Origin of the sequence: Thalassospira sp. B30-1 (genome assembly GCF_015767575.1) — a bacterium.
Classification (GTDB): domain Bacteria; phylum Pseudomonadota; class Alphaproteobacteria; order Rhodospirillales; family Thalassospiraceae; genus Thalassospira; species Thalassospira xiamenensis.
Genome location: NZ_CP065232.1, coordinates 2,449,035 through 2,462,279, shown reverse-complemented (window position 1 = coordinate 2,462,279; position 13,245 = coordinate 2,449,035). Strand labels below are relative to the sequence as shown.

12 protein-coding genes are annotated in these 13,245 nt (G+C 53.8%); 11 read left to right on the top strand and 1 reads right to left on the bottom strand.

Going from position 1 to position 13,245, the window contains the following annotated elements:
• Positions 1 to 39 precede the first annotated feature (39 nt).
• Genes IT971_RS11945 through yjfF form a run of 3 tightly spaced genes read left to right on the top strand, consistent with a single transcriptional unit; the run spans position 40 to position 3,582 of the window.
• Positions 40 to 1,545, top strand: coding sequence for a sugar ABC transporter ATP-binding protein (locus IT971_RS11945; protein WP_063091824.1), 1,506 nt, complete (start codon positions 40 to 42; stop codon positions 1,543 to 1,545).
• A gap of 41 nt (positions 1,546 to 1,586) precedes the next feature.
• Entirely contained in the window at positions 1,587 to 2,615 is a 1,029-nt protein-coding gene (locus IT971_RS11940; RefSeq protein ID WP_051682342.1) for an ABC transporter permease, read from the top strand.
• The gene (gene yjfF / locus IT971_RS11935; protein WP_037991563.1) at positions 2,605 to 3,582 is read left to right on the top strand and encodes a galactofuranose ABC transporter, permease protein YjfF; all 978 of its coding nucleotides are present in this window, start codon (positions 2,605 to 2,607) and stop codon (positions 3,580 to 3,582) included. Before IT971_RS11940 ends, yjfF begins: the two co-directional genes overlap by 11 nt.
• 423 nt (positions 3,583 to 4,005) lie before the next feature.
• On the opposite strand, the gene IT971_RS11930 is transcribed toward yjfF, so the two are convergent.
• Entirely contained in the window at positions 4,006 to 4,755 is a 750-nt protein-coding gene (locus IT971_RS11930; RefSeq protein WP_082822678.1) for a FadR/GntR family transcriptional regulator, read from the bottom strand.
• Between the two features lie 602 nt (positions 4,756 to 5,357).
• On the opposite strand from IT971_RS11930, the gene IT971_RS11925 reads away from it, so the two are divergent.
• The 8 genes from IT971_RS11925 to IT971_RS11890 all read left to right on the top strand — a co-directional run bounded on the left by IT971_RS11925 (position 5,358) and on the right by IT971_RS11890 (position 13,243).
• Positions 5,358 to 6,131: an SDR family NAD(P)-dependent oxidoreductase gene (locus tag IT971_RS11925; protein ID WP_063091825.1), complete on the top strand. Its 774-nt coding sequence runs from the start codon at positions 5,358 to 5,360 to the stop codon at positions 6,129 to 6,131.
• Between the two features lie 75 nt (positions 6,132 to 6,206).
• The gene (gene araD1 / locus IT971_RS11920) at positions 6,207 to 7,196 is read left to right on the top strand and encodes an AraD1 family protein (RefSeq protein ID WP_063091826.1); all 990 of its coding nucleotides are present in this window, start codon (positions 6,207 to 6,209) and stop codon (positions 7,194 to 7,196) included.
• A 252-nt stretch (positions 7,197 to 7,448) separates the two neighbouring features.
• Positions 7,449 to 7,883, top strand: a complete 435-nt coding sequence (locus IT971_RS11915; RefSeq protein ID WP_063091827.1) for a hypothetical protein — start codon at positions 7,449 to 7,451, stop codon at positions 7,881 to 7,883.
• Positions 7,884 to 8,335: 452 nt separating this feature from the next.
• Positions 8,336 to 10,213 carry an ATP-dependent endonuclease gene (locus tag IT971_RS11910; RefSeq protein WP_063091828.1) on the top strand — a complete coding sequence of 626 codons (1,878 nt, stop codon included), beginning with the start codon at positions 8,336 to 8,338 and terminating at the stop codon, positions 10,211 to 10,213.
• Positions 10,200 to 12,020 (top strand): UvrD-helicase domain-containing protein, encoded by a 1,821-nt coding sequence (locus IT971_RS11905; RefSeq protein WP_063091829.1) that lies wholly within the window; start codon positions 10,200 to 10,202, stop codon positions 12,018 to 12,020. Before IT971_RS11910 ends, IT971_RS11905 begins: the two co-directional genes overlap by 14 nt.
• Positions 12,021 to 12,112: 92 nt before the next feature.
• Positions 12,113 to 12,409, top strand: coding sequence for a hypothetical protein (locus IT971_RS11900; RefSeq protein WP_063091830.1), 297 nt, complete (start codon positions 12,113 to 12,115; stop codon positions 12,407 to 12,409).
• 299 nt (positions 12,410 to 12,708) lie between these two features.
• On the top strand, positions 12,709 to 12,975 hold the full coding sequence (locus IT971_RS11895) for a type II toxin-antitoxin system RelB/DinJ family antitoxin (protein ID WP_063091831.1): 267 nt from the start codon (positions 12,709 to 12,711) through the stop codon (positions 12,973 to 12,975).
• Positions 12,962 to 13,243: a type II toxin-antitoxin system YafQ family toxin gene (locus IT971_RS11890; RefSeq protein ID WP_063091832.1), complete on the top strand. Its 282-nt coding sequence runs from the start codon at positions 12,962 to 12,964 to the stop codon at positions 13,241 to 13,243. The genes IT971_RS11895 and IT971_RS11890 overlap by 14 nt, the downstream gene beginning before the upstream one ends.
• Positions 13,244 to 13,245 lie beyond the last annotated feature (2 nt).

Sequence of the window (13,245 nt, the reverse complement as noted above, 5' to 3'; positions counted from 1 at the left end):
CACATCCGGCCAGTGAACATAAAGGGAGAGGGGCTATCCATGTCTGAGAAGACGCAATCCGTGCTGTCAGTACGCGGGGCGGGAAAGTTTTTTCCCGGCGTCAAAGCCTTGCAGGATGTCGATTTCGATTTGCGATCCGGTGAAATTCACGCGCTTCTGGGTGAAAACGGTGCCGGGAAATCGACGCTGATCAAGGTGATTACCGGGGTTCATCCGCGCGATGCCGGAACCGTCCTGCTTGACGGGCAGGAAATCCATCCAAATCATCCGGGTGATGCGCAGGCGCTTGGCATTTCGACGGTTTATCAGGAAGTGAACCTGGTTCCCACGCTGTCGGTTGCCGAAAACCTGATGCTGGAACGCCAGACATTGAAATTCGGGTTTATTTCGTGGAAGAAAACCGAAAGTGATGCCAAGGCAGCCCTTGAAACGCTGGGGCTTGATATTGATGTCAACCGGCCGCTGGGGTCCTATTCGGTAGCGATCCAGCAATTGGTTGCGATTGCGCGTGCGGTGGCACTTGATGCGCGGGTTCTGATCCTTGACGAACCAACCGCAAGCCTTGATGCCGAGGAAATCCGCACCCTGTTTCGCATCATGGGCGAATTGCGTGCCAAGGGGCTTGGCATTGTGTTTGTTACCCATTTTCTGGATCAGGTTTATGCAATCACGGACCGCATCACGGTCCTGCGCAACGGGCGGCTTGTTGGCACGTTTGTCACCAAGGAACTGGCGCAGATTGACCTGATCAATCACATGCTGGGCCGGGAACTGGCAGAAGTCAGTTCGCACCGCCATCAGGATGAAAGCAATTTCACCGGCAAGGGCCGCCAGATCCAGATCAAGAATCTGGGCAAGAAGCGCGTGCTGGAGCCAGTGACGCTTGACCTTTCGGGCGGCGAGATTGTTGGTCTTGCCGGGCTTCTGGGATCAGGCAGGACGGAGCTTTCGGAGCTTATCTTCGGGGCGAAAAAGGCCGATAGCGGCCTTGTGTTCCTTGACGGGGAGCCGGTGATGCTGCGGTCCCCGCGCCATGCCATCCGGTCGGGTTTCGGGCTTTGCCCCGAGGACCGCAAACAGGATGGCATTGTTGCCGAGCTTAGCGTGCGTGAAAACATCATGCTGGCGCTTCAGGGGCGGCGGGGCTGGCTGCGCCCGATTGCACGCGCCGAGCAGCAGAAAACCGCCGATGAGATGATCAGGGCGCTGGGGATTGCGACACCTGATAGCGAAAAGCCTGTCGGGCAACTGAGCGGTGGCAATCAGCAGAAGGTCATTCTGGCGCGGTGGCTGGTGTCCAAGCCGATTTTCCTTATTCTTGACGAGCCGACACGCGGCATTGATGTGGGCGCGCATGCCGATATCATCAAGCTGATCAAGGAGCTTTGTGACGAGGGGCTGGCCCTGCTTGTGGCGTCATCCGAGCTTGAGGAAATCGTTGCCTTTGCCGACCGGGTGGCGGTGATGCGCGACCGCCAAAAGGTTTCCGAACTGACGGGTGCCGAAATCACGCAGGACAGGATCATCGAGGCGATTGCACGATGACCAGCTTGCAGGACAAAAAGAAATTACGGGAAAGCAGCACCATGTCTGCATCTTCTTTGCTGAGCCGGCAGTGGTTTGGCCCGGTGGCGGCCCTTGTGCTGATCATTCTGGGTATCGGCATCATATCGCCGGACTTTTTTGATATTCGCATTGTTGACGGGCATCTTTACGGGTCGCTTGTTGATGTGGTGCATCGCGGCGCGTCAACCGCCCTTGTGGCGGTCGGCATGGCGGTGGTCATCGGCACGCGGGGCATTGATCTTTCGGTGGGTTCGGTGATTGCGATTTCAGCCGCCGTCATGGCGGTCCTGATCCGTGATACCGATCTGCATCCGGCGGTCATCATCCTGGCAGCCCTTGGCGCCGGGGTGCTGTGTGGACTGTGGAACGGGATGCTGGTGGCCTATCTGGATATCCAGCCGATCATCGCGACCCTGATCCTGATGGTGGCCGGGCGCGGGATCGCGCAGATGATCACCGACGGGCAGATCGTGACCTTCCACGGGGCGTTTTTCGAAGGGATCGGCAGCGGGTATCTGCTGGGCATTCCGTGGCGGGTGATCATTGCCGCGGTGGTGATTGGGGCGCTTTACGCCGTGATGCGCAAAACCGCCCTTGGCCTGTTTGTTGAGTCCGTTGGCGGCAATGCGCGCGCCAGTCGGCTTGCGGGCATTGATGCGCGCGGGATCAAGCTTCTGGCTTATGCGATTTCGGGGCTGTGTGCGGCCTTTGCCGGGATCATCATTGCCGCCGACATTCGCGGGGCGGATGCCAATAATGCCGGTCTTTGGCTTGAACTGGATGCCATTCTGGCGGTTGTTATTGGCGGTGCGTCGCTGATGGGCGGGCGGTTCTTTATCGGCATGACGGTGATCGGGGTTCTGATCATTCAGTCGCTGACCACGGGCATTCTGTTATCGGGTTTGCCGTCGCAATATACCCTGATCGTCAAGGCGGCGGTGGTGATGGTGGTTCTGCTGGTGCAGGCACCGAAATCACGCGAACTGGCGGGCAAGGCGTGGGAAAAGATCGGCAGCCGGAAGGTGCGGGGGAATTCCGATGAAAATTAATGAACGTTATTACCCGTTGCTCGCCACGTTGGCGGTGCTGGCCCTGCTTTACGGTTACGGGATTGCCGAACATCGGGCGTTTTCAGATACTTATGTTCTGGGTGCGCTTCTGACCGATAATGCGTTTCTGATCATTACCGCGGTCGGCATGACATTCGTCATCCTGTCGGGCGGGATTGATCTTTCGGTCGGGTCGATGATTGCCTTTGTCGGCGTCCTGATGGCCGAACTGGTGACCGGGTTTGGCATGCATCCCTTGGTGGCGGTGGTGATTTCGATTGCGGTCGGCACGCTTTTCGGGGCCTTCATGGGGGTGATTATCGCCAAGTTCGATATCCAGCCCTTTATCATCACCCTGGCGGGGATGTTTTTCCTGCGCGGGATGTGCTTTTTGATCAACCTTGATTCCGTGCCGATTGATCATCCGTTTGTCGCCGATTTCAGCGGATTTAAAATCCCGCTGCCTGGTCGTGGCTGGATCAGTGCGGCGGCGCTTTTGATGTTATTGACGGTGATTGCCGGGGTGGTGATTGCGCATTACACCCGGTTCGGGCGCAATGTTTATGCCATTGGCGGGGATCGTCAGTCGGCAGAATTGCTGGGCATTCCGGTGCAGGGCACGATCATCCGGGTTTACACTTTATCGGGCTTTTTCAGTGCCTTGGCCGGTGTTGTTTTCGCGTTTTATACCGCGTCTGCCTATCCGTTGGCAGCCGTCGGGGTCGAGCTTGACGCGATTGCCGCGGTGGTGATTGGCGGGACGCTTCTGACCGGGGGCATGGGCTTTGTGGTGGGCACGTTCTTTGGCGGGATCATCATGGGGGTGATCCAGACCCTGATCGCGTTTGACGGGTCGCTCAATAGCTGGTGGACCAAGATCATGATCGGGGCGCTTCTGTTTGGCTTTATCGTGCTGCAACGCCTGATTACCCGGTCATTTTCGGGCATGCGTGCCGGGGCGGGGTGAGCCGGATTTAGCCTTTTCGGGTGGGGGAATTCGGGCCGGGGCGGCAGGGCTGCTTCGGCCCGAATTGTTTTCAGGGGCGTTTATTCCGGCGGTCAGAATGCGGGGTTTGGGGCCGGTTTTTTATGAAGTTATTTTTCATAATCGATCCGATTTTTCAATTTTGGTGAATAATGGATCGGTAAGGGGCGTGTCGAGGATCGCGCGCGGCCATTCCAGGCGCGAAAAACCGGCTTTTATTTATGTGAGGAATACGGGTTTTGGTCGTTATGAGGCGAAAAATGGCTTTTTATTTGTATGAGGAATGCAAAAGGGGCCGTCCTGATGACAGCCCCGTTTTTGTCTTTTGCCGCTGTTTGAGGGCGATGACATCGCCGGGGCCGTAAGACGGTGTCAAAGCGATATCACAGACCGGTCAAAGCAGTATCAAAGCCCGATCACGTCCCAGTCATGTTCGCTTTTCATGCCGAGCTGCTGGCGGAGTTGCAGCATGGTGCGGCTGAGCAGGTTGCGCATGGCTTCGCGGGCGTCGCCGGGTTCGCGGTGCGCGATGGCGCGGTAGACCGCGAAATGGTCGGGCAGGGATTTGACATGCGCCTTTGGCCCGCCCGATGACAGGCGGAACGATCCGATCAGGGCGGTTTCAATCAGCATGCCGAACGATTTCATAAAATCATTGCCCGACGCATCCAAAATCGCCTGATGGAAAATCAGGTCGGTGATATAGACGGCCTCGGTACCCAGTTCGGCATTTTCCATGCCGGTATAGGCGGCCTCGATCGTGGCCAATTGTTCCTCGGTCGCGCGTTCGGCGGCCATGGCGGCGGTGTTGGGTTCGATGATCATGCGGGTTTCAAACAGGCCATACAGAAACGCCGGATCGGGATCGGGGAAATGCCATGACAGAACATCGGGGTCGAGCAGGTTCCAGCTTTTGCGCGGTTTGACGCGCGTACCGGTTTTCGGACGGCTTTCGATCAGCCCCTTGGCCGAGAGGATCTTGATGGCTTCGCGCAATGCCGTGCGCGAGACATCGAGTGATTCACTCAAGGCTGCCTCGGTCGGGAGGACATCGCCCGGTGCCAGCTTGCCCGAGACGATCCGGGTTCCCAGATCATGGGCAACGATGCTGTGCAGGCTGCGCCTTGCATAGGTTCTTGACATGGACGATGGCATTCAAATTCCTCCGGTGCGGTCTTTTGATATCTGCGGACGGCGGTGGCTGGATCGGTGACCGCACTCTGACATTATTCATATAATATGAATTTATTTTAAGGGCAACTTCTGCGCGCCCGATAATGCCTTGTGCTGCAACGCATATAATTATTTCGGTGCGGTTTTTCGGGGACTGTTTGCACCACATCAGAGGTGTCATTTTTATAGACCACTTATCACCAAACAAGAAGCAATCAGTTGAGTGTTGTATCAGGCCTTGTTTTGCCGGTTTGCGGCTTGACAGCAAGCGACATCCTGATAATTAATGTTATTGTATGAAGAATAAAAGAACAAGACTGTCAGGAGGAAGCGGCCCATCGCGCGGGAACGGGTATTGTAAACGGGTATCATAATCCGGCCCGAAAGAGGTGCGATTGTGGATTTTTCGCATGCATCCATGCGGTGATCATCCCATGCGATGCCCCATCAAGTATCCCGTACAGTATTTTGGGCGGGGTGCAAACCTGCCAGTTTAATCCTGATCCCGATCATGGCGTGCCGGACGGACCGGTACCCGGAGGGGATCGGCACATAAAGACCAGATAACGGGAGAGCCGACGATCATGTCCGATCGCATGCCAACGAACTATACCAGCCTTGCCGATAAATCGGTTTTCATTACCGGCGGTGCCACGGGCATTGGCGAGGCGCTTGTCACCGCCTTTGTCGAGCAGGGCGCGAAAGTCGCCTTTGTCGACATTGCCGAGGAAGCAGGCCATGCGCTTGTTGAAAAGCTGGCTAAGACCGCGAAAAACAAGCCGCTTTTCATCACATGCGACATTACCGATATCAAGGCGCTTCAGGATGCGGTGGCAACGGCTGCCAAGGCCAACGGCCCGATCACGGCACTGCTTAATAATGCCGCCAATGACACCCGCCATAAATGGCAGGACGTAACGCCGGAATATTGGGATGAACGCCAGGCGATCAATATCCGCCCGTCGTTTTTTGCCATTCAGGCGGTCGCCCCGATGATGCAGAAGGCCGGGGGTGGCGCGATTGTCAATTTCGGGTCGGTGAGCTGGATGATGGGGCAGGGCGGCATGCCGGGCTATACCACGGCAAAGGCCGCAACCCATGGGCTTACACGCGGCATGGCGCGTGACCTTGGCAAGGATGGCATCCGGGTCAATACGCTGGTGCCCGGCTGGGTCATGACGCAGCGCCAGCTTGACCTTTGGGTCGATGAAGCCGCCGAGCGCGAAATTGACGAGCGCCAGTGCCTTAAAAACAGGGTGATGCCAAGCGACATCGCACGCATGGCGCTTTTCCTGACCTCGGATGAAAGCCGCATGGTCACGGCACAGAACTTTATCGTTGATGGCGGCTGGGTCTGATCCGGGCGGGGGATAAACGCCACCCCGGATTTTACACCGTTACGGATTATCAAGCAGATTATCAGGACAGATTTCATGAGACTGGTTCAATACAAGGATACGAGCGGCGCGCAGCATGTGGCCGTGGTCGAGGATGCCAAAACCCTGATCCCGCTTAAGGCGGTTGCCTCCACGCGCGAGCTTGCCAGCATCGCGATTTCGCAAGGGGTCACGATGATCGAGGCGGCAAAGGCCCGCCTGGGTGACACCAACGTTGATTATGACGAGGTCGCCAAATCGGGCCGTCTGTTGCCGCCGATCACCCATGCCGATCCGGCGCATTTCTTTGTCACCGGTACGGGGTTGACCCACCTTGGCTCTGCGTCGGCGCGCGCCAACATGCACAAGGCCGATAACAAGGCCGCCGACGAAACAGATTCCATGAAGATGTTTCGCATGGGGGTCGAGGGCGGCAAGCCCAACGCGGGCGAACAGGGCGTGCAGCCGGAATGGTTTTACAAGGGGGATGGATCGGTCGTTGCCAATCCGGGCGCGGATATCCCAAGCCCGTCCTTTGCCCTTGATGGCAGCGAGGAACCCGAAATTGCCGCGATTTACGTGATTGACCCCGAAGGCACCCCGGTGCGCATCGGCTTTGCGATTGGCAATGAATTTTCCGACCATGTGATGGAACGCCAGAATTACCTTTATCTGGCGCATTCGAAACTGCGTGCGTGCGCGATGGGGCCGGAACTGCTTCTGGGCGATCTGCCAAGCCATGTTGAGGGCACGTCGCGGCTTTATCGCGATGGCAAGGTGATCTGGGAAAAGCCGTTCCTGAGTGGCGAGGACAATATGTCTCACTCGCTTGCCAATCTTGAATATCATCACTTCAAATATGATCTGTTCTGCCGCCCCGGTGATGTGCATGCGCATTTCTTTGGCACGGCGACGCTTAGTTTTGCCGATGGCATCAAAACGCAGGATGGCGACGAGTTCGAGATCGAGGCCGCCCCGTTTGGCCGCGCATTGCGCAACCGGCTTAAAACGCAGGCGGAACGCAAGGTGACGATCAGGTCGATCTGATTGATTTGATTGGTCTAACGGCCAAAGGGATATCAGGGTTTTACCAAGGGGCCGCGATAAAAGCCCCGTCTCCCTCCAGAGCACTTCGTGCCCCGGCTCATGTTATTGGGCCGGGGTTTTGTTTGGGGGGAGTTATACAAAATGAGAGAAAATATGTTGCTACATTGTACGTCTCAAATATCGAAAGTCTTTACAGTGTGATCACAGTATGACAATAGTATCATTACACTATTGTCATACTGTGAGGATTCGATGATTGTTACATACAAGATTCCGTTTCGTGATGGTGAACTTCGTATTGGGTGGGCCTCTTGGGATAAGGGGAGATACGAGCATCGCTCCATTAAATATGCATATAAAGATAGCAGCGGTAAGATTTCGCGTGGCTCACCGGAAATTCCCCTCGATATGCTGGTAGAATTAATTGCCGCAGCTTACGAACAAAATGAAATTCCCCAGAATTTACCGAAGCTAGAACTGGAAAATGTTCGAGAAGTTGATTTGGAAAAATGCTCTATGGATGATCTGAAGCAAAAAAATGACATTTTGGTTTCCGTTCTAGCTACCATTCAGGGAATGATGACGAAGGTGAACTATCCTGAATGGGAAAAAATATATGATCGTGTGGCTTCTGAGAGAGAGGCTGTAAAGCAGGAGACCGAGCGGCGTCGATTGCTACGGCCATGAAATGGCAGTTTAGCTTTTCCAATAGCGTTGCAATACAGGGTGGCTAGCTGAATGAGATTGTCAGGCCTAGGCCTCTTGGCAGCTTGATGCGCAACCGCCTGAAAGTGCAGGTAGAAAACGCAAGGTGACGATCAAGCCGATCTGATCGGCAAGGGATATCAGGACGAGACAGGGCCACGATAAAGGCCCCGTCTTCCTCCAGAGCACTTCGTGCCCCGGCTCAGGTTATTGGGCCGGGGTTTTGTTTGGTTGGGTGAGCAAGAATCCTAATTTCCAAAGCGTGCCCGGTAATTTTCTCATTTGGAAAGAAAGCTATTTACCATCATAAGCTATCAATTTTTCTGCTCGGACCTGTGAACCCACTACTTTTGCCTAGGTGAACTACCCTTAGTGGATGTGGACCAGCACTCCAGTAGTTGTTTAGGATAAATTACTACTAGGGGGGGGGGCATATGAGAGTCTGTCGTATAGATATCAGTCATTTTCGAGGTATCAATACTGCCAAGGTGTTGTTGCCGAAGCACGCAGTTCTGATCGGTGACAACAATACGGGTAAGACAACCATTTTAGAGGCTTTAGACTTAGCTTTAGGGCCAGATCGACTTAATCGTTTTCCTCCTATTGATGAACACGATTTTCATCAAGGGAAATACCTTGTGAAAGCCTCGGATGACTCTGCCCAAGCCAAGGAGGTGTTAGTATCTGGTGTGCAACAAGCCGCAGCCGCTGTAGCCGTCGAAGGTCAAGAAGCAGAACGCGCCGAAGCACCTCTCATCGAAGTCGAAGTTTCTATTGTTGATCTCTCCGAAGAGCAGAAAGCGCGTTTTGGCGAATATGTCGAGTTCTGGGACACGAAAGAAGACAAATTCTACGACGATCCCGCCCCTGAGGGGATTGATCCCGGCCACATTACTGAAGCACTGCGAGTGACGTTCCACGGCTGGTATGATTCCGAAGAAGACGACTTTCAGGGCAAGACGTACTTTACGCGTAGTCTGAGTGAAAGCGGTAGCCCGGTTGAGTTCCGCAAGAAGGACAAACAGGTTTGCGGTTTTCTGTACCTTCGTTCCCTTCGCACGGGAAGTCGGGCCTTAAGCCTAGAACGCGGGAGCCTCTTGGACATTATCCTCCGGTTAAAGGAAGTTCGCCCGCAGATGTGGGAGGACACCATCGGTAAGCTGGCGGAGTTTACTGTCGCGGAAGACCCTCGGGTCGGTATCTCCGGTGTTTTGGAGAGCATCAACACAGCCCTGAAGAATTATGTCCCCAAAGAGTGGGGGGTCCAGCCGCACCTCAAGGTCTCGAACCTTACTCGCGAGCATCTACGAAAGGTCATTACTGCGTTCATTGCTACAGGTGAAGGCAACCATGCCGCGCCATTCTATCGACAGGGAACTGGTACAATCAACATGCTGGTTCTAGCCATGCTGTCACAGATTGCCGCTGGCAAGCAGAATGTGATTTTCGCGATGGAAGAGCCAGAGACTGCTATTCCACCCTATGCACAAAAACGTATTGTGCACGAAGTTCGCTCTCTCGCTTCGCAGGCCATTTTTACTTCACACTCGCCTTACGTTCTTGAGGAATTCGATTTGAGTGAGACTGTAGTGCTCGGTCGAGATGCAGCAGGTAATCTGACTCGTCAACCCATCAGTCTACCCGAGAACTTAAAGTTAAAGGCATATCGACAAGATTTTCGCACGAGGTTCTGCGAGGGGCTCCTGTCTCGCCGTGTGCTTATAGCTGAAGGAGAGACGGAAACCACAGCCTTTCCAGTTGTTTGTCGGCGCTTGGCTGAACTGAATCCAGCAGACTACAAGTCGCTTGAGGCCTTGGGGATATGTACGTTAAATGCAGGTAGTGATTCCAAGATTGCGAATATGGCCAAGCTTTTTCGGTCATTGGGAAAGCGGACTTTCGCCCTCTGTGATAAACAGAGCGCTGAGAGCGAGGCATTGATCAATGCTGAGGTCGAGCTTCTTCTCATGCATGAGAAGAAGCGGATTGAGGACCTTGTCCTCGAAGGCACTACGGATGAAGCCCTCAATAGATTTGCGGGTACGTTGGAATGGCCTCCTCACATTCAACAAAAATATCCAGACCCGATTGCAGAATCCCGCAAAGCACTTGCTGATTATTTCTCTTGGGCTAAAGGCAACTGGGGGTTAGCAGACTTCTTGGCGCAATGCGACGAGGCGGAGATTCCTCAATGGTTACGTGAAGCTTGCAAGAAATTGATGGAGGCCTGCGATCCTGTTCCAGCCGATGGAGATGTAGATTCTACTCCTGACGATGCCGAGCTAGAGGCTGCTGCTCATGAAGCTAACTGAGAAGCAGCACAAGGTCTTGGAGAGTGAAGGGCATTTACTCGTTACTGGCGGACCGGGTTCCGGTAAAACAACAATATCAATTCTGAAGGCTGCTCAGATTGCCGAGAATGACCTTAGACCTCAACAGAAGGTGCTATTTCTTAGCTTTGCTCGCGCCAGTGTCGCTCGCGTCGTTGAAGCGATTGAGGAAGAACAGAGTATTCCTCATGACGCCAAAGGGCGCATCGAGGTTGAAACCTATCATTCCTTTTTCTGGCGTATTCTCAAGGCGCATGGCTACCTCATAGGGTTGCCGCGCAGACTGGAAATTCTCACGCCACCGTCTGAAGCGATTGCCCTTTCGGCGATACGGAGTGGGTTCGACACAGACAGCAAACTTTCGGTACAGGAGAAAGAGGAGAAGATGGCCGCCGAAGCTGCGGAAAGGCTGCGGCTTGCGACGGAAGAAGGGCGAATTTGCTTTGATCTCTTCTCTCCGTTAGTTGGTAATCTTCTCCACGGAAGCGAGCGACTGCGGCGGCTCCTCGCTACGATGTACCCTGTCGTTATTCTCGACGAGTTTCAGGACACTAATGCCGAGCAATGGAATGTTGTCCAAGCGCTTGGAGCATTTGCACGTCTAATTGCGCTTGCTGATCCAGAGCAGCGCATCTTTGACTTTATTGGTGCGGACCCAGAGCGCCTTAATCACTTTCATCAGTCCTTCATTACTACCGACATTGATTTCAGCGGCACCAATCACCGCAGTGCAGGTACCGACATTGCCAAGTTTGGTAATGACATTTTGACCGGTAAATTTGATCAAGAAGGCTACAGAGGCGTCTACGTCGAGTGCTTCCCGCCGTTCGTGGATCAAGCGATATCTAAGCTGGTGGCATGCACTTATGCCGCTCGAAAGCGTCTCGTAGATAACGGAAAGTCAGACTGGTCATTGGCGATACTGGTTCCTACGAAGAAGATGACGCGCCTCGTGTCTGAGAGGCTTCGAGATCCGCCAGCCAGCATGCAGGCCATCGCACATACCGCTGTTGTCGAACTGGAAGCAGCCATCCTCGGCTCCGAAATTGTCGCACACTTATTGCAGCCCGACAGGAACGTGCGACTGAACTTTTTTTTAGACCTCTTATGCAATTACTATCAAGGGAAGGGTGGAAACCAACCTTCTAAAGGTGCTCTGAAGGAAGCGGAGAGTCTACGTAAAGCTTATAAGAAGTGGTGTTCAGCGATTGAAATGGGGAAGGAACCTCCAGCTAAAAGCATCTTGCGTGCGACCTTCGAAGTCTATGATGCGGCCTGCAAGACCGTGTTGACCGGAGACCCCGATACAGACTGGCGAGTGGTCAGAGCCGTATTGGAAAATGGAAAATGCACGCGTCTTAGGGAAGTCGGCATAGAAGTTCGAAATATTCGTCTGCTGGAACGCGGTACGCAGCTTCGCCAGGATCTTACGCAGGATTGGCGTGATAATAATGGGGCATACGCAAATGCATTAGCGATTGTTCAGCAGGCGTTTGTTCAGGAGCACTTTGCTGCAAGTGCGAAGCCGGAGAGCGGTGTTGTGGTCATGAACATGCACAAAGCCAAGGGCAAACAATTCGACGAGGTCATCATTTTCGAGGGATGGCCGCGTTTCGCAAACAAAAAGATTGTAGCGAATTTAGATCGTATTGTGCGCAACAACGACCGCGCCGAAGCTAGCGAAGGTAGTCGTCAGAATTTTCGTGTAAGTGTCACACGAGGACGACAACGAACAACGATCCTTACACCGGAAGGTGATCCATGTGTTTTATTGATTCCGACTGAGTGAGCTCGTGTATTGAAGACTAGATAGCTGATGGGCTCATATGATTGGTCTCTTAGCGATACGCTTAATGAATGCATCAAAAAGGAATAGAACAGATGGGAAGACGTTCTCGTTACCAGATCGAAAGAGATGAGCTGCGATCCGATTATGGACATGCTTACGCGGGAGTTGGGCTATGGTTTCCGGGAACTCCAGAGACCACGTCCGCAATTCGAATAGCCGAAATGCAGCAGCAGCATCTAAAAAATGCAATAGACTTTCTGGAACGTGAGATTGTCGCGATTGAGAGTGAGTTACTTTCGGGGGCGCTTAAAAGTAAGGAAGCAGTGGAAGGGCATATTTATGCAGTGAATTCGAAGATATCTGAAATGAAAAAACACATAACGAAATAATATTGGGTATCTGTTGGTAGTAATAATTTTGAGAAGTTAGTTGTGGTGGTGTGTCTATGCCAAGGGAGATAACGTTTGATTTGGCTATGACCGTCTCATGCGGCGAATGACTTGAGGGTTTGAACCACCCGGCTCGGGAGACTGGGCCGGGTTTTGTTTGGGGCCTCGCGTTTTGATAGATGGGTTCCCACCTAGCGCCGGAATGATGGGGGATTGGGAGGGGATGTTTCTGGTTCCGGCTTGCGGAATCGTCCGGTGAGGACTACAATAAGACTACGTCGTTTATAAGGAGATTTCCGATGTCCGCCACCGAAACCTATGTCCGGGCAAGAATTGACAGCGGCACGAAAATGCGGGCAACCAGCGCGCTTGATGCGATGGGGTTGACGGTTTCCGATGCCATCCGGTTGCTGATGCTGCGCATTGCCGACGAGCAGCGCCTGCCGTTTGATGTCAAGGTGCCCAACGCGGAAACGCGGGAGGCCATCGAAGAACTGGAAGCCGGTCGCGGCAAAAAATCCAAGAGTGTCCATGCCCTGATGGCAGGGCTGCATGAGGACGATTGAGTATTCGACCAGATTCAAGCGCGACTATAAACGTGAGGCAAAGGGCCGTTTTCGATCAGATATTGATGCGATCCTGATGCCGGTTCTTGAGGACCTTGTCGCGGACAAACCGCTGGATGCGCAATATCATGATCACGATCTTTCAGGGAACTGGCGCGGCTACCGGGAATGCCACCTGAAGCCCGATCTGCTGCTGATCCACCGGAAAGACGGGGCCGACATCCTCAGGCTTGCCCGCCTTGGATCGCATAGCGAATTGTTTAGCTGATT